Here is a 24,904-nt window from a genome sequence, read left to right as displayed (position 1 = left end):
AGGGAGGCCGTCGAGCCCGCTGTGTCTGCCGGGACGGTCGGTTCCGCCGAGCCGAGGGAGGCCGTCGAGCCCGCCCCGGGCTACGAGCCCTCGACCGCCACCACGCCCTGGAGCCTGCCCGCGAACGTGACCGTGTCGCGGTCCGCGCCCGCCGGCTGCACCAGGACGACCTGGCTCGACACCCACTCCTTGGTCACCGTGTTCACGATCTCGCCCTTCATCAGGGCCCGCAGCTCGGGGCTCACCTTCGGCCGGTAGCCCTTCGCCGTCGTCTGCCGCTCGAAGTGGCGGCTCGCGAAGAAGACCAGCGCCCCGCCGTCCTTCGTGCCCAGCGCCAGCGGCGCGAAGTCGCCCGTGTCGGCGGCCCGGTCGATGAACTGGACGGCCAGGCCGGGCCGCTGGGCGTTACGGGCCCGCTTGTCGCGCCACTCGGTGGTGTGCGGACCGGCGGCGAACGGACCCGTCCCGCCGTCCGTCAGATACGCGGCGTACCGCTCGCTCAGCTCGCCGGGGGCGACCGCCACCGCATCCGAGCCGGCCGCGACCGGCACCTCGTCCCCCTCCGCCTCGGCGAACTCGGGCACCTCGTCCGGGCCGAGGATCACCAGGTGCGCGGCCTTCCACGCCTCGTCCGGGCCGTTGCGGACGAAGGCCACCAGCCAGCGGTTCTCCGCCCCGGCCGTGCCGTCGTCCCGGTTGGCGTCGGTGTCGGCGACGAACCAGCGCGGCCAGCCCGCCTTCCGGGGGACCAGGAAGCGGGCGTCGCGCAGCTCCAGCGGCTTGTGGTCCGGATTGCCCCCCGGCTGGGTCACCGACTTCGACTTCAGGCCGGCCTGGTTGATCGCCCCCAGCGGACCGGTCACCTGGCGCGCGTCGAGCGCCGGGTCGTTGGCCTTGTCGGCCCGGTTGAAGGCGGTGACGAAACCGGCCAGCGCCGCCGTCGCCTCCTCCGCCGTCGCCCCCGGCACCACCGCGGTCTCGCCGTGGACGGTCACACAGCCGCTCGCCGTCAGCGCCACGGCGGTCACCGCGGCGACGGACGCCAGGGCCCTCGCGGGACGCCGTCCCCGCCGCCCCCCGGACCGCCGGGTCTGCCGCTCCAGCCTCAGCCTTCTCATCGGTCGCCTTCTGCTTCTCCACGCGCACGGACGGACCCGACCCTATCGGGGAGGGCGAGGGCGCGAGCGCCGGGACCGGATACAGCGCCCACACCGTGACCTGAGGGGCCGTCGGCCCCCCGCACCGGCTCAGCCGGCGGCCACCGCCACCGCGTCCGGGCGCGGTCCGTCCCGCCGCGGGACGACCTGGGGGACGCCGGTGCGCGGGTGCGGGAAGACCTCCACCGGCTGGCGGTAGACCCGGCTCAGCAGCTCCTCGTCGAACACCTCGGCCGGCGGCCCGTCGGCGGCCACCCCGCCGCCGTGCACGATCCCCACCCGGTCCGCGTGCGCCGCGGCGAGCCCCAGGTCGTGCAGGACGACCACCACCGCGTCCCCGGCCGCCGCCCGCTCCCGGCAGACCCGCAGCACCAGTTCCTGGTGACGCAGGTCGAGCGCCGCCGTCGGCTCGTCGAGCAGCAGCAGACCGGTCCGCTGGGCCAGCACCCGGGCCAGCGCCACCCGGGCCCGCTCGCCGCCGGACAGCGCGGAGAACGGGCGCGCGGCGAACTCCGTCACCTCGGTCGCGGCCATCGCCTCCGCCACCGCCGCCTCGTCGTCCGCCTCCCGCGCGGTCCCGGCCCACGGGGCGCGGCCCATCCGGACCACGTCCGCCACCGGGAAGGGGAAGGACAGCTCGGCGGTCTGCGGCAGCACCGCCCGCCGCAGCGCCAGTTCGGGCGCGCTCCACCCGGCCGCCTCCCGGCCCCCGATCCGTACCGTCCCCGCCTCGGGTGCCAGGTCACCGGCGAGCACGGACAGCAGGGTCGACTTGCCGGCGCCGTTGGGCCCCACCAGGGCCAGCACCTCGCCGGCGCGGACCTCGATCCGGGCCCCGTCGAGGACGGTCCGCCGCCCCCGCACCACCCGGACCCCGTCCGCGCCGGCGACGGACCCGCCCGGCTCCACGGCCGCCGGCAGCGCCTTCGTACGCCTCCTGAACACGTCGATCACGCCCAACCACCCTGCTTCCTGCGGGTCCTGCGGAGCAGCCAGAAGAAGAACGGGCTGCCGATGAGGGCGGTGAGGACGCCCAGGGGGAGTTCGGCGGGAGCCGCGAGGGTGCGGGCCGCCAGGTCGCCGGCGGTGAGGGCGACCGCGCCGCCGAGCGCGCTGCCGGGGATCAGGAAGCGGTGGCCGGGGCCGTTCGCCATCCGCAGCACGTGCGGGATGACCAGGCCGACGAAGCTCACGATGCCGGAGACCGCGACGGCCGCGGCCGTCAGCAGCGCCACCACCAGGATCAGCGCGATCCGCAGCCGCTCCACCTCCACGCCGAGGTGCCGGGCGGGCCGCTCGCCGAGCGCGAGCAGGTCGAGCCGGCGGGCGTAGAGCGGGGCGACGGCGAGGCCGAGCAGCGCGCACGGCAGCACCGCGAGCACCTTCGGCCAGGTGGCCTGCGCCAGCGAACCCAGCTGCCAGAAGGTGATCTGGCTGATCTGCGCGTTGTCCGCGAAGAAGATGAAGAGCCCGATGAGGGCGCCCGCGAAGGCGGTGACGGCGATGCCGGTGAGGATCAGTGTGACGACCTCCGTCCGGCCGCCCGAGCGGGACATCGCGTACACCAGCACGACGGTGACGAGACCGCCGGCGAAGGCGAAGACGGTCACCGTCCAGGTGCCGAGGAAGCCCGCGCCCAGCACGATCGCGCCGACCGCGCCGACGGCGGCGCCGGACGAGATGCCGATGACGCCGGGTTCGGCGAGCGGGTTGCCGAAGACGCCCTGCATCAGCGCGCCGGCGCAGCCGAGGGAGGCGCCGACGAGGAGGGCCAGCACCACCCGGGGCAGCCGGATGTTCCACAGCACGCTCTCGGCGGTCCGGTCGAGCGGGTGCCCGCCGAGGCCGATCCGGTGCTGGACCGAGGCGAGGACGTCGCCGAGCGGGATGTCGTACGCGCCGATGCCCGCCGACAGCAGGGCGAGCAGCAGCAGCGCGGTGAGCAGCCCGCCGGTGAGCAGCGCGGTGCGGCCGCGGCGGGGCGCGGGGCCGGGAGTCTTCCCGGGGCCCTCGGCGGCCGTCGGGCCCGCGGGGGAGGCCGCGCGGTCCTGGATCGCCGTCACTTCTTCTCCCCGTACAGCTGGTCCACCAGCGAGGCGAGCACCTGGTCGGTGCGCGGGCCGTAGTTGAGGAGGACGCCGTCGTCGACGGAGACGACCCGGCGGTCGGCGCCGGCCGGGGTCTCGGCGACGCCGGGGATCTTCACCAGCCCGTCGACCCCGCCGACGGACTGGAGGCCCTTGGTCATGACGAGGATCGCGTCGGGGGCCGCCTGGGCGAGGGCCTCGGTGGTGATGGGGGTGAAGTCCTTCTTCAGCCCCGACTCCTTGCCCGCGTCGACCGCGCCGGCCGCCTCCAGGAGCGAGCTCGCGCCGGACTCGGCGCCGCCGAGGAGGTAGACCGCGGCCGAGCCGCGCACGTAGAGGAAGGCGACGCGCGGCCTGTCGGCGTGGGCGGGGATCTTCTCGCGTACGGCGTCGAGCCGTTCGGTGGTCCGCTCGCGCAGCTCCTCGCCGGCGGCGGGCACGCCGAGCGCGGCGGCCACGTCGTCGATGCGGCTGCCGACGTCGTCGAGGTCCTTGGCGGCCGGGACGACGACCAGCGGGACGCCGGCGTCACGGATCTGGGCGATCGCCTCGGCCGGTCCCGTGGTCGACTCGGCGAGGACCAGGGTCGGCTTCAGGGAGAGGACGCTCTCGGCGGAGACGTCGTGGGCACGGGTCACCACCGGGAGGTCCGCGGCCTGTTCGAAGGTGGCGGTGACGTCCCGGGCCACGACCCGGTCGCCGAGGCCGAGGGTGAAGACGATCTCGCTGAGCGAGCCGCTGAGCGGCACGATCCGCTCCGTCGAGTCGACGGTCACCCGGCGCCCGTCGGCGGAGCCGACGGTGACGGGGAGCTCGGGGGAGGCGGGGGAGGAGAGCGGTTCGACCCGGTCGGGGGCGGCCGCCGCCTTCGCGGCGGGGGCGGCCTTCGGGGAGTCGCCGCCGCCGCACCCGGTCGCCGTGAGGGCGAGGGCGATTACTGCTGTCAGCGCTCCCGCGAGGCGAGTTCTGCGCACCGGACACCGTCCTGTCGTTCCGCTTCGGAAGTTCGTGGCCCGGCTTCCGCGGAAGGGGTTCCCGCCGGGACCAGGGATACCTTAGGTTAGCCTTACCTCACCCGCTAGCCCTCGGAGGGGTGCTCCATGTTGCTGTCCAGACCCTGCCGCGCCTTGGCCGTGACCCTGTTCGCGGCCCTGCTCGCCGCCCTCGTGCCGGCCACCGGCGCCCACGCGGAGAGCCGCCCGGTGCAGGGCGGCCGACTGGACTGGGGCATCAAGTCCTCCTTCCAGAGCTACGTCACCGGCCCCATCGCGCAAGGCAGTTGGAACCTCACCGGTGGCGCGGCCACGGTCGGCTCCCAGTACCGCTTCCACTCCGCGCAGGGCTCGTACGACGCCGACACCGGCGCCTTCGAAGCGGCCTTCGGCGGCGGCGTCCACTTCACCGGACACCGCAAGGCCGACGGCACGAACGAGCTCGACCTCACCATCAGCCGGCCCCGGATCCGCGTCCAGGGCGGCGCCGGCACCCTCTACGCCGACATGGCGAGCAAGGCCAAGGGCAGCGGCCGCAAGACCGTCAGCTCCCAGGTCCCGCTCGCCACCCTGAACCTCGGCGGCATCGACATGCGCGGCGGCACCGGCTCCGTCTCGCTCGCCAACGTCCCCGCCACGCTCACCGCCCAGGGCGCCACCGCCTTCGCCGGCTACTACCCGGCCGGCACCGCGCTCGACCCGATCAGCCTCACTGTGGACGTGCAGGCCGCCCCGGCGACGAAGCCCCCGACCACCGCGCCGCCCACGACCGCCCCGGCCACGACCGCCCCCGCCACGGCCACGCCGAAGCCCACGGCGACCTCCGGCACCGCGCTGAAGACCGCCGCCGTCGACTGGGGCGTCCGCCGCACCTTCCGCGAGTACGTCACCGGCTCCATCGCGCAGGGGAAGTGGACCCTCGCCGACGGAGCCCAGGACGGCGGAGCACTCTTCCGCTTCCCCTCCGGCACCGGCCGTTTCGACCCCGGGGCGGGCACCCTCGACGCCGCCTTCGCCGGCAGCGTCCGCTTCACCGGCACCCACATCGACCTCACCCTCGCCGAGTTCACCGTCAAGGTGACCGGCGGCACCGGCACCCTCGCCGCCGACGTCACGAGCGCCGGGAAGACCGAGAAGAAGGTCCCCCTCGTCACCTTCCCCGCCCGCGGACTCGCGCCGAAGAACGGCCTCGCCGTCGTCACCGAGGCGCCCGCCACCCTCACCGAGGGCGGCGCCCGCGCCTTCGGCGGGATGTACAAGGCGGGCACCGTGATGGACCCGGTCTCCCTCGCCGTCTCCGTCGACGCGGCGGCCGCCCTCCCGGCCCTGCCCGACCTCGGCAGCGAGCCCACGGCCACCCCGTCCGCCACGAGCTCCCCGTCCGCCGCGAGCCCCTCCGCCTCCGCCGCGCCGGTGACCGCCGCCGCCTCCTCGGACTCCGGCACGCCGGTCGGCGTCTACGCCGGAATCGGCGCGGGCCTCCTGGCCGTCGCCGCCGCCGCGTACGTGCTCCTCCTCCGCCGCCGCACCCCGCAGCCGGTGGACACGGCCGGCCCGGCCGACACGGCCGGCCCGGCCGACACGAACGGGGCGCCCAAGCCCACCGACTGACCTCCCCCCTTCCCAAGCCCCCCGCGCACGGGCCCGCGCAAGACGCCCGTGCGCAGGTCCCCCACACCCTTGTGCTCCCCCCGCACACCCCCCGAACCCCCCGTTCCCGCCTAGGAGACCACCCGACATGGCCACCCGTATGCGCCGCCCCGTCACTCTGGCCGCCGCCGTCACCACGGCCGCCGCCCTGAGCGCCGGGGCCCTGACCCTCGCGCTCCCCGCGGCCGCCGCCGACACCCCGGCCCCGCCGCTCCCCCTCGTGGACGGCACCCTGGACTGGGGCATCAAGCAGTCCTTCCGCAACTACCTCGCGCAGCCCTTCAGCAAGGGCAAGACGACGATGGAGGGCGGCGCGACCCAGGCCGCGGGCAACGGCGTCTTCACCTTCGTCGACGGCGCCGGCACCTACGACATGACGAGCCACGCCACCGCCACCGCCTTCAAGGGCGGCGTGCACTTCGAGGCCCACGACGGCGCCCTCGACATCCGCATCTCGGACGTCAAGCTCAAGACCACCGGCTCCGCCGCCCCGACCGGCGAGATCACCGCCGACGTCGTCACCAAGGAGAAGGACGGCACCTTCACCACCCGCGGCGACGTCTCCTTCGCCGCGCTCGACATGACCGGCATCCGCCCCGGCCAGGGCGCCGGCGGCGCGATGGTCTTCAAGGACATACCGGCCAAGCTCACCGAGAAGGGCGCCGCCGCGTTCGCCGGGTTCTACAAGGAGGGCGACGCCCTCGACGCCGCCACCCTCACGGTGAAGGCCGGCGCCCGCCCGACCCCGTCCACGACGCCGCCCACCACCCCGCCCACCGCCACGCCGTCGACGACCCCGCCGACCACGCCCCCGACCACCCCGCCCACCACCGCGCCGACCACCCCCACGACGGCCCCGACCACCACCGCGCCCACCACCCCGGCCCCGACCACCACCGCGCCGAGCCCGACCGCCACCACGACCACGCCCGCCGAGGAGCCCGGTGTCGTCGCGGGCCGGCTCACCTGGGGCGTCCTGGAGCGCTGGCGGGTGTACGTCGCCGAGCGCTGCGGCGGCACCGTCACCCCGGCCGCCGGGGCGACGAAGTCCGGCTCCGCGTACGCCTTCCAGGTCGACGGGGCCGAGCTCGACGCGGACGCCCGTACCCTCGACGCCTCCTTCACCGGTCGGGTCGACTTCGTCTGCGCCGCGCACGGCATCGACTGGCGGATCGGCGGCGTGAAGATCGCCGCCGACGGCACGAAGGGCAGCATCACCGCCGACGTCACCACCGCCGACGGCACCAAGAAGGGTGTGCGCTTCGCCGAGCTCGACCTGGCGAAGGCCGACTGGACCCCGAAGGACGGCGTCGTCACCCTCGCCGCCCTCCCGGCGAAGCTGACCGCCGACGGCGCCGCCCTCTTCGCCGCCCCCGGCGGCGCGTCCTTCTACGACGCGGGCCTCGCCCTGGAGCCGGTGACCGTCTCCCTCGCCCTGGACAAGGACGCCACCCTGCCGCCCACGGGCTCCACCGGCTCCACGGGCTCCACGGGCTCCACCGGCACCAGCGGCTCGGGCACGACGGGCTCGGGCACCACCGGCTCGGGCACGACCGGCGCCGGCACCACCGGAGCGGGCACGGTCGGCGGCGGTGGCACGGTCGGCGGCGGTGGTACCGCCGGCGGCTCCGGCGCCCTCGCCGCCACCGGCTCCTCCACCCCCACCGGCCTGCTGGCCGGCGCCGCCGCGCTCATCGTCGCGGCCGGCGGGGCCGTCGTCGTCGCCGCCCGCCGCCGCACCGGCGGCGCCCAGGGCTGACCGGCCCGCACCACCCGAAACACCCGAAGACCGCCACCCCCCAACAGGCAGGGCCGCACCCCGGAAACGGAGGTGCGGCCCTGCCGCATGCCCCTGGATGGTTCAATTCCGCCATGAACACGACTGTCACCGATGTCACGGAGATCGACGTCCTGCGGGTCTTCTGCGCGGGCGACGGCCGCCACGGCAACGCCCTCGGCGTCGTACGGGACGGGCGCACCCACCCCGACGAGGCGTCCCGGCAGGCGCTCGCCAAGGAACTCGGCTACAGCGAGACCGTGTTCGTGGACGACCCCGAGCGCGGCGTCGTCGACATCTACACGCCCGGAGTGCGGCTCCCCTTCGCGGGGCACCCGCTGGTCGGCGCCGCCTGGCTGCTCGACCTGGAGGTCATCTGCCCGCCCGCGGGCGAGGTCTGGGTGCGCGGGGACGGCGAGTTCACCTGGATCGAGGCGCGCGCCGAGTGGGCGCCGCCGCGCACCCTGCGCCGGTACGGCTCCGCCGCCGAGGTGGAGGCGCTGGAGGTGCCGCCGCCCGGTGAGTGGATCTACGCCTGGGCGTGGGAGGAGGAGGCCGCCGGGCGGATCAGGGCGCGCGCCTTCCCGGGGCGCGGCGACGGGATCGACGAGGACGAGGCCACCGGCGCGGCGGCGCTGCTGCTCACCGCGGAACTGGGCCGGGCCCTGAACATCACGCAGGGCCGGGGTTCGCAGCTGCTCACTGCCCCCGGCCCTGACGGCATCGTGGAGTTGGGCGGACGGGTCCGCCTGGAGGGCACGCTCACGCGCTGAGCGTGCCCCGCCGGTCTCAGGCGCTGAGCGGGAACTCGACGCCCAGCTCGCGGAAGACGCCGGTGTTGAAGGCGAAGGCCCGCTTGCACTCGTCGACGATCCGCTGCTTCTCCAGGTCGTCCGCGTTCACCTGGTCGAGGAGCTCGCGGTAGGTCCGCTTGAACGCGGCCGGGTTGCCGATCGCGTCGAAGACGTAGAACCGCACGCCGTCGCCCTTGCGGTCGAAGCCCCAGGTCCGCTCGGCCTTGTCCCGGATGATCTGGCCGCCCGACAGGTCGCCCAGGTAGCGCGTGTAGTGGTGGGCGACGTACCCGGCGGGCCAGGTGCGGGCGCACTCGGCGACCCGCTCCGCGTACGCCACGGTGGCCGGCAGCGCCGAGACGCCGGAGCGCCAGTCGGGGCCGCGCAGGTGGGCGAGGTCCGCCTCCAGGGCGGCGGTGCGGAAGAGCTCGGGCTGTATGAACGGCCCGGCGACCGGGTCCTCGCGCAGCGCCTCCGCGCCTTCCTCCAGGGCCTGGTACACGAACCAGAGCTGCTCGGTGTAGCGGGCGTACGCGTCCACGCCCAGTCGTCCGCCGAGGAGGTCGCCCATGAAGGACGAGGTCTCCGCCTCCGTGTGCTGCTCGTGCGAGGCCGTGCGGATGAGGGTGGAGAAGGGCGTGTCCAAGGCGTGCCTCCGGGACCGATGGGGCGGGAACCAGTAGACCCGATTTTGCAAGGTTAGGCTTGCCTAAGTCAACTGGTTCCCGACGGCCTGTCGGTAAAGCTTGTACCCCCGGGGGGCGTCAGGGCAACGTAAGAATCTCCGCTCCGGTCTCGGTGACCACGAGGGTGTGCTCGAACTGGGCTGTCCGCTTGCGGTCCTTGGTCACCACCGTCCAGCCGTCCTCCCACATGTCGTACTCGTGGGTGCCGAGGGTCAGCATCGGCTCGATGGTGAAGGTCATGCCGGGCTGGATGACGGTGGTGTGGTGGGGCGAGTCGTAGTGCGGGACGATCAGGCCGGAGTGGAAGGACGAGTTGATGCCGTGCCCGGTGAAGTCCCGCACGACGCCGTAGCCGAACCGCTTGGCGTACGACTCGATGACCCGGCCGATGATGTTGATCTGCCGGCCGGGCTTCACCGCCTTGATCGCGCGGTTCAGCGACTCCCGGGTGCGCTCGACGAGGAGCCGGGACTCCTCGTCGACGTCGCCGCACAGATAGGTGGCGTTGTTGTCGCCGTGGACGCCGCCGATGAACGCCGTGACGTCCAGGTTCACGATGTCGCCGTCGCGCAGCACCGTGGAGTCCGGGATGCCGTGACAGATGACCTCGTTGACCGAGGAGCAGAGCGACTTGGGGAAGCCCCGGTAGCCCAGGGTCGAGGGATAGGCGCCGTGGTCGCACAGGAACTCGTGCGCGACCCGGTCGAGCTCATCGGTGGTGACGCCCGGGGTGATGTGCTTGGCGGCCTCCTCCATCGCCTGCGCGGCGATGCGGCCGGCGGTCCGCATCCGCTCGATGGTGTCGGAATCCTGCACCTCGGGCCCCGTGTACGGGGTGGGGGCGGGCTTCCCGACGTACTCGGGGCGGCGGATCGAGCCCGGGACGGAGCGGGTGGGGGAGAGCTCCCCCGGAACGAGAAGCGACTGGCCAGACATGCCAGCGAGTCTAACGACCGTGTCTGGGGCAGCATGGTCCCGAGGGAAGGAGCCGACGACCATGGCCCTGTTCAAGAAGCGCACGGCCGGAAAGCCGGGCGAGTGGTACTACTGCCTGGAACACAAGAAGGTCGAGGAAGGGCCCGAGTGTCCGGCGAAGAACCGATTCGGCCCCTACGCCACCCGTGACGAGGCGACCCACGCCATGGAGACCGCCCGCGAGCGGAACCTGGAGTGGGAGACCGACCCGCGCTGGCACGACGCACCCGGCCCCGACGAGAGCCGGGACTGACGGCGACGGACGGCCGGGACCGTGGTCCACCACGGCCCCGGCCCCGCCGCCGCTCACCCGTCCCGGCTGGCCTCGCCGCGACTCGCACGGCCTTGCCTCGGGCTTACGTGGCCCCGGCCTCGTAGCGACTCGCACGGCCCCGCCCCGTGCCGTTCACACGGCCTGGCCTCGCCGCCGCTCGCGCGGCCCCGGCCCCCGCCGCAGGTCACACGGTCCGGTCCGGCCGGAGCTCACACGGCCCCGGCCCCGGCCTCGCCCGGCTCACACGGACCCGGCGCCCGCCGCCTCCTGCTGGGCCTTGCGGCGGAGTGCGTCCTCGTCGGTCTCGGAGTCGTAGCGGAGCAGCTTCGGCAGCGCCAGGCAGAGCAGGCCCACGGAGGCCACACAGGCCACGCCGCCCGCCCACACGGCCGTGCGCGTGCCGGTCCACCCCGCCATCACGCCCGCCCGTACCTGGCCGAGCTGCGGGCCCACGCTGTACGACAGCACCTCGATGCCCGCGAGCCGGCCACGCAGCTCCTCCGGGATCGTCTGGTTCCAGATCGTCGACCGGCCGAGCCCGCTCAGCATGTCGCCCGCGCCCGCGAACGCCAGGCACAGCAGCACCAGCCACACGTTCCCGAACCAGCCCGCGCCCGCGATCGCCAGGCCCCAGCCCGCCGCGCCGCCGGCCACGAGCAGCCCGTGCCGCCGCACCTTCGACGTCCAGCCGCTGGTCAGCCCGAGCACCAGCGAGCCGACCGAGCCGGCCGCGTACATCAGGCCCAGCGCCCAGGGCGCGTCCAGGTCGTCCGCGAGGAAGGGGAAGATCGCGTTCGGGAAGGCGAAGAACATCGCCGCCATGTCGATCGCGTACGTGCCCAGCAGCACCGGCCGCGACCAGGCGTACCGCGCGCCCTCCGCGATCGACCGCAGCGACGGCTTCTCCGCGTCGTGCGCCGGCGGCGCGGGGGAGAGGCGCCGGCACATCAGCACCGACACCACGAAGCCGGCCAGCGTCACCGCGTACGCCGGGGCGTGCCCCGCGTAGGCCACCACCAGGCCCGCCAGCGAGGGACCCGCGATCGCGCCCAGCTGCCAGCGCAGCGAGTTCAGCGCGGCGGCGGCGGTCTGCTGGGCGTGCGGCACGATCCGCGCCATCAGCGAGTCCAGCGCGGGCCGCTGGAGCCCGGCCAGCGCCGACACCCCGGCCGCGACCACGTACAGCGGCCACAGCAGCGGCTCGTCGAGCAGCGAGTTGAGGAGCAGCAGCAGCGCGAGCAGTCCGAGGCCCGCCTCGGTGCCGATGATCACCCGCCGCCGGTCCACCGCGTCCGCGAGCGCCCCGCCGTAGAGCCCGAAGACCACCAGCGGCACCAGCTCCACCGCGCCCATCGCTCCCACGGCGAGCGGCGAGTCCGTCAGCTCCTTGATCTGGAGCGGCAGGGCGACCATCGCCATCGCGCTCGCGAAGAAGGTGACGAGCCCCTGACCCCACAGCAGCCGGAAGTCCCGTGAGGAGCGCCAGGGCGCGGTGTCGGGGAGCAGGGCGGTGAGCCGGGCGCGGAGCGTGGGCGGAGCGGGGGAGGGAGCTGAGGAGGACACGAGAAGCCATCCTGCGCCGCGACGATCGCCTGAGGCAACCGGATTCGGTCACCAGTGGGCGGGCGGCGGCGAGGTGAGCCGGTCCGCCAGCACGGAGAGCCGGTCGCGGAAGCCGCGTCCCCGGGGCGACGGCAGCGCGTTCTCGCCCGCCGCCGCGCTGACCAGGTGCTGCACCGTGTCGAGGTCCACCCCCGCCGCCTCCTCGACCGCGAGCGCCTCGTGCGCCAGTCCCCGCACCTCCGCGTCCCCGCCGTCCAGCGACAGCACCGTCGCCCCCGCCCGCCGGGCGTCGTGGACCCGCTGGAGGAGGCCCGCCCCGGGCCGCTCCGGCGCCACCACCAGCAGGGTCGCGCCCCGTCCCGCCGCCTCCAGACGGTCGAGGCCGACCGCCAGGTGCGCCGGGCCGCCCGGCCGCGCCCGGTGCCGCACCAGTGTCGGCGCCAGCTCGGGCAGCCCCGACCAGGCCGCCTCGTCCACCAGATGGGCCGCCAGGTGCCAGGGCTCGTACGTCTCCGTGCCGACGAGCAGCAGTCCGCCCCGCTGCGGCACCACCGAGGCGCGCAGCGCCCCGGCGAAGCGGCGGGCGGCCGCCGGCCACTCCGTCCCGGCGAGCACTTCCCGCAGCAACGCGACCCGTACGGCATCCATGGCGCCGCATCCTGCCCCGGCCGACGCCCGCGCGCCCGGCGGTTGTCCCCGATCCACCCGAACGGGGACCGAACCGGTGGGTAGGGTCGCCCCATGACTTCCTCGACTCCCCCTCGTACCCCCAAGGACCCCTGGGACCTCCCCGACGTCTCCGGGCTCGTCGTCGGCGTCCTCGGCGGCACCGGCGACCAGGGCCGCGGTCTCGCCTACCGGCTGGCCGCCGCCGGCCAGCGGGTGATCATCGGCTCCCGCGCCGCCGACCGCGCCGAGGCCGTCGCCGCCGAGATCGGCCACGGTGTCGAAGGCGCCGACAACGCCGGGTGCGCCCGCCGCAGCGACGTCGTCATCGTCGCCGTGCCCTGGGAAGGGCACGCCAAGACGCTGGAGTCGCTGCGCGAGGAACTGGCCGGCAAGCTCGTCGTGGACTGCGTCAACCCGCTCGGCTTCGACAAGAAGGGCGCCTACGCGCTCAAGCCCGAGGAGGGTTCCGCCGCCGAGCAGGCCGCCGCGCTCCTCCCGGACTCCCGGGTCGCCGCCGCCTTCCACCACCTCTCCGCCGTCCTCCTCAAGGACACCTCGATCGCCGAGATCGACACCGACGTGATGGTCCTCGGCGAGGAGCGCGCCGACGTCGAGATCGTCCAGGCGCTGGCCGGCCGCATCCCCGGCATGCGCGGCGTCTTCGCCGGCCGGCTGCGCAACGCCCACCAGGTCGAGTCGCTGGTCGCCAACCTGATCTCGGTGAACCGCCGCTACAAGGCCCACGCGGGCCTGCGCGTCACCGACGTCTGAGACCACCCGCGGGCCCGGCGCGCCGCCGCCGTCCGGGAGCCCCGCCGCGCGCGGGGCGGAGCCGGAGAACGGACGCTTCGGGGCATGGGGGACACTGGTCGGGCACCGTCAGCCGTACCCGACAGGAGCCGACCCCCATGCCCCGTCTCGCCCTCTACGCCCTCGCCGTCTGCGCGCTGGCCGTCGCCGCCGCCGTGATCTCCTTCGTCAACGGCAGCTTCATCGGCATCGTCTGGGTCCTCCTCGCCGGCCTCTCCTCCAACATGGCCTGGTACTACGTCCGCCGCGCGAAGGCCGAGAAGGCCGCGGCGGCGGCCGTCGCCGGCTAGAGCGGGCAGTACTCCGGGGCCGGCGTGCCCTGCCAGAAGCGGAACAGCTCCGAGCCGCAGTAGCGGTTCAGCCCGTCGACGCCCAGCGAGCGCATCAGGGCGTCGACCGCGTCGAAGAAGGCGCCGTTGACCGCCGGCACGAAGAGCAGGCCGATCACGACGAAGAAGCCGTAGGGGGCGTACGGCGCGATCTTCCGCTTCAGTTCGTACGACAGCCAGGGCTCGACGATCCCGTAGCCGTCGAGGCCCGGCACCGGAAGCAGGTTCAGGAGCGCGGCCGTGACCTGAAGGAACGCCAGGAAGGCCAGCGCGTAGCGGAAGGCGGGCGGCACCCCGTCCAGCGCGTCCAGCCAGAACGGGGCCGTGCACACCACCGCGAACAGCACGTTCGCCAGGGGGCCCGCCGCCGAGACCAGGCTCTGCTTCCAGCGGCCCCGGATCCGGTCCTGCTCGATGAAGACCGCGCCGCCCGGCAGACCGATCCCGCCCATGATCACGAAGAGCACGGGCAGGATCACGCTCAGGACGGCATGGGTGTACGCGAAGGGGTTCAGGGTGAGGTAGCCCCTGGCGCCCACCGTGACGTCCCCGCTGTGCAGGGCCGTGCGGGCGTGCGCGTACTCGTGCAGACAGAGCGAGACGATCCACGCCGAGACGACGAAGAGGAAGACCGCCACCCCGGGCAGGGCCGCGAAGTCCACCCACACCGCCCATCCGGTGACGGCCATGACGGCGAGGACCGCCAGGAAGACGGGACTGATCCGGCGCTCGTGGCGGCGGACGGCGGCCGAACTCATCACGAACTCCCCTGGGACGGACCCGCGCCGCGCGGACGGGCTGTGGACGGTGGCGGACGGGCTGCGGACGGTGGGCCGGGTGCGTGTGCCGGGCCGGGTGCGGACGGCGGCCGGACGGGCGCGTAGGTGCGTGGGCCGGTGTGTGCGGGTGTGTGCGGACGGTACGGGTGGGTGGACGGGCTGCGGACTGTGTGCGGGAGAACGTACCGGTCCGCCCCCGGGTTCCCCCGCCTCCTCGCGCGCCCGCGGCTCTCCCGGAGAATGGGGGCGTGCGTTACTGCCTCCTGGGACCGACCCGCGTGCTGACCGCCGACGGCGACGAGCTGTCCGTCGGCGGCCCGCGCGTCCGCGCCCTGCTCACCACGCTCGCCCTGCGGCCCGGCCGGGCGCTGCCCGTCGCCGCCCTCGTCGACGAGGTCTGGTACGGCGACGAACCGCCCGCCGACGCCGTCGCCGCCCTCCAGGCCCTGGTCGGGCGGCTCCGGAAGGTGCTCGGACGGGACCGGGTCCACTCCGCGGAGGGCGGCGGCTACCGGCTCGGCGCCGCCCGCGAGGACGTCGACCTGTTCCGCTTCGAACGGCTCGCCGCCGAAGGCTCCGCCGCGCTCGCCGCCGGGGACCCCGGGCGGGCCGCCGCCCTCCTCGACGAGGCCCTGGGCCTCTGGCACGGGCCCGTCCTCGCCGACCTGCCCGACCGGCACGCCGAGGCCGGCCGCTGGGAGGCCCGTCGCCTGGACGCCCGCCGCACCCGCCTCGACGCGGCGCTCGCCCTCGGCCGGGCCGCCGACGCGCTCCCCGAACTGACCGCGCTCTGCGCCGGCCGGCCGCTCGACGAGCCCCTCCAGCTCCTGCGGATCCGCGCCCTGCGCGACACCGGCCGGGGCGCCGAGGCGCTCGCCGCGTACGAGGAGGTCCGCCGGACCCTCGCCGACCGCCTCGGCGCCGACCCGGGCCCCGAGCTGCGGGCCCTCCACGAGCGGCTGCTCGCCCCGGCGGCGGAGCCCGTACCCGCGCCGGCCCCTGCCCCCACCCCGGCCCCCGCGCCGGCCCCGGCCCCCGCCCCCGGCAACCTCCGGGCCAGGCTCACCTCCTTCGTCGGGCGGGACGAGGAGATCGGCGCCCTGCGCCAGGACCTGGCAGCCGCCCGGCTCGTGACCCTGCTCGGACCCGGCGGGGCCGGCAAGACCCGGCTGTCCCAGGAGACGGCCGAGCGGGTCGCCGCCGACTGGCCCGACGGCGTCTGGTCCGCCGAACTCGCCCCCGTCCGCGACCCGGAGACCGTCCCCGAGGCCGTCCTCGCGGCCCTCGGCGCCCGCGAGACCGTGCTCCGCGGCGCCGGCGCCGAGGAACTGCGCACCGCGGCCGACCCCCTGTCCCGCCTCGTGGAGCACTGCGCGGGCCGGCGGATGCTGCTGCTCCTGGACAACTGCGAGCACGTGGTGGGTGCGGCGGCCCGGCTGGCCGAGTCGCTCCTGGCACGGTGCCCGGGGGTACGGATCCTGGCGACGAGCCGGGAGCCGCTGGGCGTGCCGGGGGAGCGGCTGCGGCCGCTCGGCCCGCTGCCCGAGGAGACGGCGCTGCGGCTCCTCGCCGAGCGCGGCGCGGCCGCGCGGCCCGGCTTCGAGGTGACCGACGACCCGGCGGCGGCGCGGGAGATCGTGCGCCGGCTCGACGGGCTTCCCCTCGCGATCGAGCTGGCGGCGGCCCGGCTGCGGATGCTGTCGGCACGCCAGATCGCGGACCGCCTCGACGACCGCTTCCGGCTGCTCACCTCGGGGGCGCGCACGGTGCTGCCGCGCCAGCAGACCCTGCGGGCGGTCGTCGACTGGTCCTGGGAGCTCCTGGAGGAGCCGGAGCGGGCGGTGCTGCGGCGGCTCGCCGTGTTCACCGGCGGCTGCGACCTGGAGGCCGCCGAGGCCGTCTGCGCCGGACCGGAGGGCGCCGACGTCCTCGACGTGATGGGCGCGCTGGTGGACAAGTCGCTGGTGGTGTCGGCGCCGGAGGAGTCCGGGATGCGCTTCCGGCTCCTGGAGACCGTGGCCGAGTACGCGGCGGAGCGGCTGGACCAGGCGGGGGAGAGGACGGCCGTCGAACGGGCCCACCTCACGCACTACCGCGAACTCGCCCGCCGCACCGACCCGGAGCTGCGCGGGGCGGGGCAGATCGCCGCGATGGTCCGGCTCGACGCCGAGTACGGCAACGTCAGGACCGCGCTCGGCCGGGCCGTCGCCGCCCGGGACGAGGACGAGGCCCTCGTCCTCGTCCACGCCCTGCTCTGGTACTGGCAGCTGCGCGACCACCGCTCCGACGCCCTGCACGCCGTCCGCGCCGTGGCGGCCCTCGGCCCCGACCCCTTCACCCCGCCCGCCGCGCCCCTCGTCCCGCTCGCCGAGCCCTGCACGGCTTCCCCGCCGCCGCTCTCCGAGGAACAGCGCTGGGAGGCCCGGCGGGGGGTGCGGCTGGTCGAGCTGATCAACATGGACCACGAGACCGCGCGCTGGATGAGCCCCGAGGGCCAGGACCGGCTCCGCGAGATCACCGCCGTCTACCGGCCGGGGCTGCCGCAGACCTGTCGGCTCCCCGGCTCCTTCGCCGTCTTCGCGGTCCTCATCATGGGGGAGCCCGAGCGGCTGCACGAACTGCTCGACGTCACCGTGGACGCCTGCCGCCGCAACGGCTACGCGTGGGAGCTCGCCCACATCCTGCACATGCGCGCCAACATGCGGGCCAACCGGGGGCAGTGGGCCGAGCGGGCCATCGCGGACGCCGACGAGAGCCTGGAGCTCTTCGAGCGGCTCGGGGACGCCTGGGGGGCCGCGGAGGCGCTCTCGGCCCGCGCCGAGGCCCATGAGCGGCAGCTCGCCTACGACCTGGCCGCCCGGGACTTCGCCGCCGCCATCGACTACGCGGAGAAGATCAGGGCCCCCTCGCAGCGGGCCCTGCTGCGCGCCCGGTACGCCGACACCCTCGTGGAGTCCGGCCGGGTCGAGGAGGGGGAGGCGATCCTGCGGGAGATCATCGGCGACCACTCCACCGGACACGAACCCCAGCTCGGCGCGCGGCTCTTCCTCGCCATCGCGCTGGGGCGCACGGGCCGGACCGGCGAGGCCCGGGAGTACCTCATGGCCCTCCTGGACGAGTTCAGCAGCGAGACCCTCTCGGTCTTCGAGGGGTTCACGCTCGGCATCCTGGCCTGGCTCGACGCCCTGGAGAAGGAGTACGCCAACGCGCTGGGGCGCGCCTTCCAGGCGTACGAGCGCTCCCTCGGCCCGCTGTCGATGATGGTGATGCCGCAGATGCCCGGAATCCATCTGACGGTGGGGGCCTGGGCGCTGGCGGGGCTCGGGGGCGAGCCGGCGCGGACGGCGGCCGTGCTCCTCGGCGTGCGGGACGCCCTGGTGCCCGAGGGGCACCTGGAGCCGGCGATGGAGCGGGACAACCTGGCGCGGGCGACGGAGCTGGCCCGCGCGGCGCTCGGCGACGCCGCCTACGAGGCGGCGCACGCCGAGGGCGGCGGCCTCTCCGCTGAGGAGGCCGCCGCCCTGCTCGGTCGCGCCGCCGACGCGATCACCGGACGCGCCGAGCCCTGATCCCCCTCCGCAGGGGGCCGGTCCCGTCAGGTCTTCTTGCGGAACTTGGCGACCGCGAGCGGCGCCGTGACGAGCGTGATGACCAGGGACCAGCCCAGCACCATCCACACCGATTGGGCGACCGCGCCGCCGTTGATGAGTGCGCGGGCCGCGTCGGCGAGGTTGGAGAGCGGGTTGTAGTCCGTGAAGGTCTCCAGCCAGCCGGGCATCGTCGTCGTCGGCGCGAAGATCGACGAGCCGAACTGGAGCGGCATCAGGACCATCATGGCCATGCCCTGCACCGCCTGCGCGGACCCCAGGCTCAGGCCGAGCAGGACGAAGATCCACATCAGGGAGGCGCCGAAGACCACCGACAGGCCGATCGCCGCGAGGAGGTGGAGCACCGAGGTGTGGATCGTCAGACCGAGCAGGAAGCCCATGCCGAGCAGGATCGCGGTGGCGATCATCATGCGGCCGAGCTCGACGACGATCTTGGCGATGAGGACCGAGGAGCGGGCGATCGGCATCGTCCGGAACCGGTCCATCACCCCCTTCTTGAAGTCGTCGTTGATGCCGACGCCGACACCCATGGCGATGTTCATGCCCATCATCGCCATCAGGCCGGGCGTCACGTAGTTCACGTAGAGGTCGTTGTTGCCCTTGCCGGAGATGGCGCCGCCGAAGACGTACACGAAGAGCAGGATGAAGATGATCGGCATGAACACGGCGTCGAACATCGACTCCGGGTCCTGCTTGATCTGGAGCGCGTTGCGCCGGGCCAGGGCGCCGATGTGGCGCAGGTTGGCCCGCAGGCCGATGCGGCCGTCGGTCTCGGTGCGGACCGGCCGGTCCTTCGCGGGACCCGGGGTGACGGTGGGGGACTCGGTGACCGTGGTCGTGCTCACGCGGCGACCTCCTCGGGGATCTCGTCGGAGACGGCGGTCTTCTGGCCGGTGATGGCCAGGAACACCTCGTCCAGGCTGGGCAGGTGGGTGCCGATGTGGGCGATGCCGAAGCCGCGCGCGCCGAGCAGCGTGACCACGGCGGTCAGCTGCTGGTCGGTCAGGATCGGCACGTACAGCGCGCCCTCGTCCGGCACCACGGTCGCGCCGGCGACGCCGTCGAGACCGGTCTCGCGGAGCGCGGCCGCCATCGCGGGCAGCTGGTCCGGGTCGACCGGGCGGACCTTGAGGGTCCGGCCGCCGACCTTCGCCTTGAGCTCGTCGACCTCGCCCTTGGCGATGACCTTGCCCCGGTCGATCACGGTCAGCTCGCTCGCCAGCTGCTCCGCCTCCTCCATGTACTGGGTGGTGAGGAGGACGGTGACGCCCTCGGAGACCATCCGCTTCACCTCGTCCCACACCTCGTTGCGGGTGCGGGGGTCGAGGCCGGTGGTCGGCTCGTCCAGGTAGAGCACGGCCGGCTGCCCGATCATCGAGGCGGCCAGGTCGAGGCGCCGCCGCATGCCGCCGGAGTAGTTCACGGCCGGGCGCTTGGCGGCCTCGGTGAGGGAGAAGCGCTCCAGCATCTCGTCGGCGCGGCGGCGGGCGTCGGCGCGCGACAGGTCGAGCAGCCGGCCGATCATGTACAGGTTCTCGAAGCCGGAGAGCTTCTCGTCGACGGAGGCGTACTGGCCGGTGAGGCCGATGGTGCGGCGCAGCTGGCGGGGCTGGCGCACCACGTCGTAGCCGGCGACGGTGGCGGTCCCGGCGTCCGGCACGAGGAGGGTGGAGAGGCAGCGGACGAGGGTGGTCTTCCCGGCTCCGTTCGGGCCGAGGACACCGAGGACGGTGCCCTCGCGGACGTCCAGGTCGACCCCGTCGAGCGCCCTGGTCTCACCGAAGTGCTTCACGAGGCCCCGGACCTCGATGGAGTTGGTCTGTGATCGCGTCATGGACACCATGGAACACGCAGCCACTGACAGTTCTCCGACAGACGGCCGACAGCCCGCCGACGGGGGCTGTCGGCGGGCTGTCGGTACGACCGGGAGCGGTCTAGTGGAAGGTGTGCTCCTCGGCGGGGAAGGCCCCGCCGGCCACGTCCTCGGCGAAGGCGCGGGCGGCGTCGCCGAGCGTCTCGCGGAGGTTGGCGTACTGCTTGCTGAAGCGCGGCACCTTGCCGTCGGTCAGCCCGGCCATGTCGGTCCAGACGAGCACCTGGGCGTCGGTGTCGGGGCCCGCGCCGATGCCGATGACCGGGATGTGCAGCGAGCGGGTGACCTCGGCGGCCAGCTCGGCAGGGACCAGCTCCAGGACGAGTGAGAAGGCGCCCGCGTCCTGGGCGGCCTTGGCGTCGCGCAGCAGCTTGTGCGCGGCCTCGTCGGAGCGGCCCTGCACCCGGTAGCCCATGGTGTTCACGGACTGCGGGGTGAGGCCGAGGTGGGACATGACGGGGATGCCGGCCTGGACCAGCATCTCGGTCTGCGGCAGCGAGCGCTCGCCGCCCTCCAGCTTGACCGCCTGGACGCCCGCGTCCTTGACCAGCCGGGTCGCGCTGCGCAGGGCCTGGACGGGCCCTTCCTGGTACGAGCCGAAGGGGAGGTCGCCGACGACGAGGGCGCGCCGGGTGCCCCGGACGACGGCGGCGGAGAGCAGGGCCATCTCGTCCATCGTGACGGGCACGGTGGTGTCGTAGCCGAGGTGGCAGTTGCCCATGGAGTCGCCGACGAGGATCACCGGGATCCCGGCCTCGTCGAAGACGGACGCGGTCATGGCGTCGTAGGCGGTGAGCATGGGCCACTTCTCGCCGCGGGTCTTGGCGGCGGCGATGTCGTGGACGGTGAGTCGGCGCGAGCCCTTGCCCCCGTACAGCGTCCTGGTGCTGTCGGCGGGCGGTTTCTGGGCAGCCTGAAGCGTCATGGTGCACGGCTCCTTGTGTCATCTCGAGGCGCCCTGACGGCGTCCCCGGACCACATCCATGGTGGCACTTCGCCGGGCGGGCGGGGAAGTGGGCCGGAGTGGCGCTGTTCACAGACGCACGAGTGTTCGAATGCGAGGCGGGGTGCGTGTAAAGGGTCGGTCATGAATTCCAATACGAGACGGACCCGTATCGAAACGCGTCTACAGTGGTGAACATGCCAGTGCCCACCCCGTCCGCGCCCGCCCGCTCCGTGCCCGAGGCCGTCCACCGCCGCCGCTGGGCCGTCCTCGGCGTGCTGATGCTCAGCCTGCTGATCGTCGTCCTCGACAACTCGATCCTGAACGTGGCGGTCAAGACGATCTCGACCCCGGCGCCCACCGGCCTCGGCTCCACGCAGAGCGAGCTGGAGTGGGCCATCAACTCCTACACGCTCGTCTTCGCCGGGCTCCTGTTCGCCTCCGGCCTCCTCGGCGACCGGTTCGGCCGCAAGAAGTCCCTCCTCTTCGGCCTCGTGGTCTTCGGCACCGGCTCCGCCCTCGCCGCCTTCTCCGGCTCGCCGGGCGAGCTCATCGCCTTCCGGGCCGTCATGGGCCTCGGCGGCGCCTTCGTCATGCCCGCCACCCTCGCCGTCCTCATGAACGTCTTCGAGCGCGACGAGCAGCCCAAGGCCATCGGCATCTGGGCCGGCGGCGTCGGCCTCGCCATCGCGATCGGGCCGATCACCGGCGGCGTCCTCCTGGAGCACTTCTGGTGGGGCTCGATCTTCCTCGTCAACGTGCCGGTGGTGCTCCTCGCCCTCGGCCTGATGGTCTGGCTCGTCCCCGAGTCCCGGGACCCTGCGCCCGGCCGGATCGACGTCGTCGGCGTGCTCCTCTCCGTCCTCGGCCTCGTGCTCCTCGTGTACGGGATCATCCGCGGCGGCGAGCAGGCGTCCTTCACCGAGGCGGGGGTCCTCGTGCCGGTCGTGGCCGGCCTCGCCGTCCTCACCGCCTTCGTCCTGTACGAGAAGCGCAGCGCCCACCCGGCCCTCGACGTCTCGTACTTCCGCAAGCCGGTCTTCTCCGCCGCCGTCGCCGCCATCGCGCTGGTCTTCTTCGCCCTCATGGGCGTGACCTTCTTCTCCGCCTTCTACCTCCAGAGCGTCCGCGGCTACAGCGCCCTCGACTCCGGTCTGCTCCTGCTGCCGCTCGCCCTCGCCCAGATGGTCTTCGCGCCCCGGGCCCGGCTCGCCGTCGAGCGCTTCGGCGCCCGGACGGTCTGCGCCACCGGCATGGCCGCCGTCGCCCTCGGCCTCGGCGCCTTCGCCTTCTTCGACGCCGACACGCCGGTCTGGGTGCTGTGCCTGGTCTTCCTGGTGCAGGGCGCGGGCATGGCGCACATCATGCCGCCGGTCACCGTCGCGATCATGCAGGCGCTGCCCCGGGAGAAGGCGGGCTCCGGTTCCGCGATCAACAACACCTTCCGGCAGGTCGGCGGCGCGCTCGGGGTGGCCGTCCTCGGCTCCGTCCTCTCGGCCGTCTACCGGGGCGAGATGGAGAGCCACCTCGGCGCCCTCCCGGCCGGCGTGCGCACCACGGCCGGCGAGTCCCTGGAGGCGACCCTCGCGGTCGCCGAGAAGCTCGGCGCCGACGCCCTCGTCGCCCCCGCCCACCAGGCCTTCCTCGACGCCATGCACGTCACGGCCTGGGCCTCCGCGGGCGTCGCCGCCGTCGGCGCGGTCGTCGTCGCCGTCTTCCTCCCGGGCCGCACCGCGCCCCCCGGCACCCCGCCCCGACCGGCCACCGACCAGCAGGACCACCCGCAACCGGCCCACCGCTGACCTCGGGCCCCGACCTCGGGCCCCCGACCTCGGGCCCCGGCCTCGGGCCGGGCCCGGCTTCGCCCCGCCCCGCCGGCGCCCGAGGGGCCGCGCCCGGGGGCGAGAATGACAGGGAACTCAGCATTCCTGCGACGAGAGGCGACGCGCGTGTCCTTGGCGGACGGCGAGAATCCCGGCGAGCCGGCCGGACCGGCCCCCGACCGGCGCCCCCCGGCGGTTCCGGCGGTTCCGCTGGTTCCGGCCGGCCCCGGACCCGGCCCCGACGCGTCCGGCGGCTGTTCCGGGGCCGAGGGCGGGGTCCGGCGGGGGCGGCCGCGGAGCGAGGGCGTCGAGCGGGCCGTGTTCGACGCCGTCATCGGGCTCCTGGAGGGCGGGGTACCCCTCGGGGACGTCTCCATCGAGCGGATCGCCCGGACCGCGGGCGTCGGCAAGGCCACGATCTACCGTCGCTGGGCCGGCAAGGAGGACCTGCTCGTCGAGCTGATCCGCTCCGTCGAGCCCCCGGACCCGGAGCTGCCCGGCACCTCCGTCCGCGACGACCTCGTGATGCTCCTGGAGTTCATGCGGCGGCGCGGACTCGCCAAGCGGACCTCCGCGCTCCTGCGGAACATGTTCGCGCAGATGCAGGCCCACCCACGGCTCTGGGACCAGTACCACCGCACCGCCATCGAACCCCGCCGCCGCCGGGGCATCGAGGTCCTGGAGCGCGGCGTCGCCACCGGCGAGGTCCGGGCCGACCTCGACCTGGAGCTCGTCAACGACCTCTTCGTCGGCCCGCTCCTGCTCCGTACCGTCCTCCAGCCCGACGCCGACCTGTCGCCGGACTTCCCCGCCCGCGTCGCCGACACCATCCTCGACGGGGTCCGGCCGAGAAACTGACCACACCGGCCGCCGCCGGACCCGGGCCCGAGATCCGTACGAATGTGCGCGTTCTGTCACAGCCCGCCCTCATCGCCGCGCTCCCGGGAACCCCGTCACACGCCGTGTCCGTCCTTGGGGGAGTGCGCGGGGCCCGGCATCGCCTAGGGTCGGGACCGGGTCTCGGAGCACGGACGGGTACGACGCACGGCACGGCAAGACGAGCGAGGGCAGCGATGGCGCGGGTGGACATGACGGGGACGGAGCACGGCGGAACGGGAGGTGCCCCTTCCGGGGCCCGTGGCCGGTTCCGCTCCTCCCTCGGCCGCCTGGGCCGCGACCCCGGCATCTGGCGGCGCGGCATCCTGCTGGCCGCCTTCGCGATCGTCCTCGCGCTCGTGATGGCCCTCCACGCGCAGATCCCCAACAGGGTCGGCAACCTCGGCAGCCTCACCGAGACCTTCCTCCCCTGGTTCGGCCTCCTCGTCCCGGTCCTGCTCCTCCTCGCACTGCTGCGCCGCTCCGCCACCGCGCTGATCGCGCTGCTGCTCCCGGCGGTCGTCTGGCTCAACCTCTTCGGCGGGCTCGTGGCCGACAAGTCGACCGCGGGCGGCGACCTCACCGTCGCCACCCACAACGTCAACGCCGACAACCCCGACCCCGAGGGCACCGCCCGCCAGCTCGCCGCCTCCGGCGCCGACGTGCTCGCCCTGGAGGAGCTGAAGGCCGACATGGTGCCGGTCTACGAGCGGGAGCTGGCGGAGAAGTACCCGTACCACTCGGTCCAGGGAACCGTCGGCCTGTGGAGCCGGCTGCCGCTGCGCGACCCCAAGCCGGTCGACATCCACATGGGATGGACCCGCGCCATGCGCGCCACCGTCGTCGCCCCCCAGGGCGAGCTGCGGGTGTACGTCGCCCACCTGCCCTCCGTGCGCGTCAACCTCGACGCCGGCTTCACCGCCAACCAGCGCGACAACAGTGCCGACGCCCTCGGCGCGGCCATCGCCGGCGACCGGGCCGAGCGGATCGTCCTGCTCGGCGACCTCAACGGCACCATGAACGACCGCGCCCTGAACGCCGTCAGCGCGCAGATGCGCTCCACCCAGGGCGCGGCCGGCGACGGCTTCGGCTTCTCCTGGCCGGCCTCCTTCCCGATGGCCCGGATCGACCAGATCCTGGTCCGGGGCGTCGAGCCGGTCTCGTCCTGGGCGCTGCCCGAGACGAAGAGCGACCACCTGCCGCTCGCCGCCCGCATCACCCTCTGACCGCGCTGCCGGC

At 74.4% G+C, this 24,904-nt stretch carries 22 protein-coding genes; 10 read left to right on the top strand and 12 right to left on the bottom strand.

Going from position 1 to position 24,904, the window contains the following annotated elements; translation table 11 throughout:
* Positions 1–80: 80 nt before the first annotated feature.
* From ACFYT9_RS11420 to ACFYT9_RS11405, 4 genes are all read right to left on the bottom strand, one after another.
* Positions 81–1,118, bottom strand: a complete 1,038-nt coding sequence (locus ACFYT9_RS11420) for a hypothetical protein (RefSeq protein ID WP_389162367.1) — start codon at positions 1,116–1,118, stop codon at positions 81–83.
* Positions 1,119–1,247: 129 nt separating this feature from the next.
* The gene (locus tag ACFYT9_RS11415) at positions 1,248–2,108 is read right to left on the bottom strand and encodes a heme ABC transporter ATP-binding protein (RefSeq protein ID WP_389162716.1); all 861 of its coding nucleotides are present in this window, start codon (positions 2,106–2,108) and stop codon (positions 1,248–1,250) included.
* Positions 2,108–3,220, bottom strand: a complete 1,113-nt coding sequence (locus ACFYT9_RS11410; protein WP_389162365.1) for a FecCD family ABC transporter permease — start codon at positions 3,218–3,220, stop codon at positions 2,108–2,110. Before ACFYT9_RS11410 ends, ACFYT9_RS11415 begins: the two co-directional genes overlap by 1 nt.
* Entirely contained in the window at positions 3,217–4,218 is a 1,002-nt protein-coding gene (locus ACFYT9_RS11405; RefSeq protein WP_389162363.1) for a hemin ABC transporter substrate-binding protein, read from the bottom strand. Before ACFYT9_RS11405 ends, ACFYT9_RS11410 begins: the two co-directional genes overlap by 4 nt.
* A 126-nt stretch (positions 4,219–4,344) precedes the next feature.
* Here ACFYT9_RS11405 and ACFYT9_RS11400 point away from each other — a divergent pair, with 126 nt between their 5' ends.
* From ACFYT9_RS11400 to ACFYT9_RS11390, 3 genes are all read left to right on the top strand, one after another.
* On the top strand, positions 4,345–5,847 hold the full coding sequence (locus ACFYT9_RS11400) for an HtaA domain-containing protein (protein WP_389162362.1): 1,503 nt from the start codon (positions 4,345–4,347) through the stop codon (positions 5,845–5,847).
* A 127-nt stretch (positions 5,848–5,974) separates the two neighbouring features.
* Positions 5,975–7,645: an HtaA domain-containing protein gene (locus tag ACFYT9_RS11395; RefSeq protein ID WP_389162360.1), complete on the top strand. Its 1,671-nt coding sequence runs from the start codon at positions 5,975–5,977 to the stop codon at positions 7,643–7,645.
* A gap of 113 nt (positions 7,646–7,758) precedes the next feature.
* Positions 7,759–8,436: a PhzF family phenazine biosynthesis protein gene (locus ACFYT9_RS11390; RefSeq protein ID WP_376603073.1), complete on the top strand. Its 678-nt coding sequence runs from the start codon at positions 7,759–7,761 to the stop codon at positions 8,434–8,436.
* Positions 8,437–8,452: 16 nt separating this feature from the next.
* Here ACFYT9_RS11390 and ACFYT9_RS11385 read toward each other — a convergent pair whose 3' ends face one another.
* Both ACFYT9_RS11385 and map read right to left on the bottom strand, forming a co-directional pair.
* On the bottom strand, positions 8,453–9,103 hold the full coding sequence (locus ACFYT9_RS11385) for a heme oxygenase (biliverdin-producing) (RefSeq protein WP_376603074.1): 651 nt from the start codon (positions 9,101–9,103) through the stop codon (positions 8,453–8,455).
* Between the two features lie 118 nt (positions 9,104–9,221).
* Entirely contained in the window at positions 9,222–10,079 is an 858-nt protein-coding gene (gene map / locus ACFYT9_RS11380; RefSeq protein WP_389162357.1) for a type I methionyl aminopeptidase, read from the bottom strand.
* Positions 10,080–10,140: 61 nt separating this feature from the next.
* Between map and ACFYT9_RS11375 the strand changes: the two genes are divergently transcribed.
* Positions 10,141–10,371, top strand: a complete 231-nt coding sequence (locus tag ACFYT9_RS11375) for a hypothetical protein (protein WP_376603076.1) — start codon at positions 10,141–10,143, stop codon at positions 10,369–10,371.
* Positions 10,372–10,632: 261 nt separating this feature from the next.
* Here ACFYT9_RS11375 and ACFYT9_RS11370 read toward each other — a convergent pair whose 3' ends face one another.
* Entirely contained in the window at positions 10,633–11,955 is a 1,323-nt protein-coding gene (locus tag ACFYT9_RS11370) for an MFS transporter (RefSeq protein ID WP_387275308.1), read from the bottom strand.
* A gap of 48 nt (positions 11,956–12,003) precedes the next feature.
* Positions 12,004–12,603 carry a hypothetical protein gene (locus tag ACFYT9_RS11365; protein WP_389162355.1) on the bottom strand — a complete coding sequence of 200 codons (600 nt, stop codon included), beginning with the start codon at positions 12,601–12,603 and terminating at the stop codon, positions 12,004–12,006.
* Positions 12,604–12,696: 93 nt separating this feature from the next.
* Between ACFYT9_RS11365 and npdG the strand changes: the two genes are divergently transcribed.
* Entirely contained in the window at positions 12,697–13,395 is a 699-nt protein-coding gene (gene npdG / locus ACFYT9_RS11360; RefSeq protein ID WP_376603079.1) for an NADPH-dependent F420 reductase, read from the top strand.
* A 137-nt stretch (positions 13,396–13,532) separates the two neighbouring features.
* The gene (locus tag ACFYT9_RS11355) at positions 13,533–13,724 is read left to right on the top strand and encodes a hypothetical protein (protein WP_387275303.1); all 192 of its coding nucleotides are present in this window, start codon (positions 13,533–13,535) and stop codon (positions 13,722–13,724) included.
* On the opposite strand, the gene ACFYT9_RS11350 is transcribed toward ACFYT9_RS11355, so the two are convergent.
* On the bottom strand, positions 13,721–14,521 hold the full coding sequence (locus ACFYT9_RS11350) for a site-2 protease family protein (RefSeq protein WP_376603081.1): 801 nt from the start codon (positions 14,519–14,521) through the stop codon (positions 13,721–13,723). The genes ACFYT9_RS11355 and ACFYT9_RS11350 overlap by 4 nt on opposite strands.
* A gap of 269 nt (positions 14,522–14,790) precedes the next feature.
* On the opposite strand from ACFYT9_RS11350, the gene ACFYT9_RS11345 reads away from it, so the two are divergent.
* Positions 14,791–18,111 carry a BTAD domain-containing putative transcriptional regulator gene (locus tag ACFYT9_RS11345; protein ID WP_389162352.1) on the top strand — a complete coding sequence of 1,107 codons (3,321 nt, stop codon included), beginning with the start codon at positions 14,791–14,793 and terminating at the stop codon, positions 18,109–18,111.
* A 26-nt stretch (positions 18,112–18,137) separates the two neighbouring features.
* On the opposite strand, the gene ACFYT9_RS11340 is transcribed toward ACFYT9_RS11345, so the two are convergent.
* The 3 genes from ACFYT9_RS11340 to panB form a co-directional block, all read right to left on the bottom strand.
* Entirely contained in the window at positions 18,138–18,995 is an 858-nt protein-coding gene (locus ACFYT9_RS11340) for an ABC transporter permease (protein WP_387276916.1), read from the bottom strand.
* Positions 18,992–19,993: an ATP-binding cassette domain-containing protein gene (locus ACFYT9_RS11335; protein ID WP_387276918.1), complete on the bottom strand. Its 1,002-nt coding sequence runs from the start codon at positions 19,991–19,993 to the stop codon at positions 18,992–18,994. Before ACFYT9_RS11335 ends, ACFYT9_RS11340 begins: the two co-directional genes overlap by 4 nt.
* Positions 19,994–20,084: 91 nt before the next feature.
* A complete protein-coding gene (gene panB / locus ACFYT9_RS11330) occupies positions 20,085–20,948 on the bottom strand; it encodes a 3-methyl-2-oxobutanoate hydroxymethyltransferase (RefSeq protein ID WP_387276920.1) in 864 nt (287 codons plus the stop codon).
* Positions 20,949–21,163: 215 nt separating this feature from the next.
* On the opposite strand from panB, the gene ACFYT9_RS11325 reads away from it, so the two are divergent.
* From ACFYT9_RS11325 to ACFYT9_RS11315, 3 genes are all read left to right on the top strand, one after another.
* The gene (locus ACFYT9_RS11325) at positions 21,164–22,768 is read left to right on the top strand and encodes an MFS transporter (RefSeq protein ID WP_389162349.1); all 1,605 of its coding nucleotides are present in this window, start codon (positions 21,164–21,166) and stop codon (positions 22,766–22,768) included.
* Between the two features lie 147 nt (positions 22,769–22,915).
* Complete coding sequence (locus tag ACFYT9_RS11320) at positions 22,916–23,647, top strand: TetR/AcrR family transcriptional regulator C-terminal ligand-binding domain-containing protein (protein WP_389162347.1); 732 nt, start codon at positions 22,916–22,918, stop codon at positions 23,645–23,647.
* Positions 23,648–23,877: 230 nt separating this feature from the next.
* Positions 23,878–24,891 carry an endonuclease/exonuclease/phosphatase family protein gene (locus tag ACFYT9_RS11315; RefSeq protein WP_376600676.1) on the top strand — a complete coding sequence of 338 codons (1,014 nt, stop codon included), beginning with the start codon at positions 23,878–23,880 and terminating at the stop codon, positions 24,889–24,891.
* Positions 24,892–24,904 lie beyond the last annotated feature (13 nt).

It is taken from the genome of Streptomyces sp. NPDC004435 (assembly GCF_042873895.1).
GTDB lineage: Bacteria > Actinomycetota > Actinomycetes > Streptomycetales > Streptomycetaceae > Streptomyces.
This window is presented reverse-complemented; position numbering and strand designations above follow the sequence as displayed.

What these genes read in the sequence shown, in the direction of transcription:
- ACFYT9_RS11365 (WP_389162355.1), bottom strand. Translation starts at nt 12,603, where the DNA reads ATGGATGCCGTACGGGTCGCGTTGCTGCGGGAAGTGCTCGCCGGGACG.
- ACFYT9_RS11400 (WP_389162362.1), top strand. Translation starts at nt 4,345, where the DNA reads ATGTTGCTGTCCAGACCCTGCCGCGCCTTGGCCGTGACCCTGTTCGCG.
- ACFYT9_RS11420 (WP_389162367.1), bottom strand. Translation starts at nt 1,118, where the DNA reads ATGAGAAGGCTGAGGCTGGAGCGGCAGACCCGGCGGTCCGGGGGGCGG.
- ACFYT9_RS11395 (WP_389162360.1), top strand. Translation starts at nt 5,975, where the DNA reads ATGGCCACCCGTATGCGCCGCCCCGTCACTCTGGCCGCCGCCGTCACC.
- panB (WP_387276920.1), bottom strand. Translation starts at nt 20,948, where the DNA reads ATGACGCTTCAGGCTGCCCAGAAACCGCCCGCCGACAGCACCAGGACG.
- ACFYT9_RS11390 (WP_376603073.1), top strand. Translation starts at nt 7,759, where the DNA reads ATGAACACGACTGTCACCGATGTCACGGAGATCGACGTCCTGCGGGTC.
- ACFYT9_RS11355 (WP_387275303.1), top strand. Translation starts at nt 13,533, where the DNA reads ATGCCCCGTCTCGCCCTCTACGCCCTCGCCGTCTGCGCGCTGGCCGTC.
- ACFYT9_RS11350 (WP_376603081.1), bottom strand. Translation starts at nt 14,521, where the DNA reads ATGAGTTCGGCCGCCGTCCGCCGCCACGAGCGCCGGATCAGTCCCGTC.
- npdG (WP_376603079.1), top strand. Translation starts at nt 12,697, where the DNA reads ATGACTTCCTCGACTCCCCCTCGTACCCCCAAGGACCCCTGGGACCTC.
- ACFYT9_RS11375 (WP_376603076.1), top strand. Translation starts at nt 10,141, where the DNA reads ATGGCCCTGTTCAAGAAGCGCACGGCCGGAAAGCCGGGCGAGTGGTAC.
- ACFYT9_RS11315 (WP_376600676.1), top strand. Translation starts at nt 23,878, where the DNA reads ATGACGGGGACGGAGCACGGCGGAACGGGAGGTGCCCCTTCCGGGGCC.
- ACFYT9_RS11335 (WP_387276918.1), bottom strand. Translation starts at nt 19,993, where the DNA reads ATGGTGTCCATGACGCGATCACAGACCAACTCCATCGAGGTCCGGGGC.
- ACFYT9_RS11325 (WP_389162349.1), top strand. Translation starts at nt 21,164, where the DNA reads ATGCCAGTGCCCACCCCGTCCGCGCCCGCCCGCTCCGTGCCCGAGGCC.
- map (WP_389162357.1), bottom strand. Translation starts at nt 10,079, where the DNA reads ATGTCTGGCCAGTCGCTTCTCGTTCCGGGGGAGCTCTCCCCCACCCGC.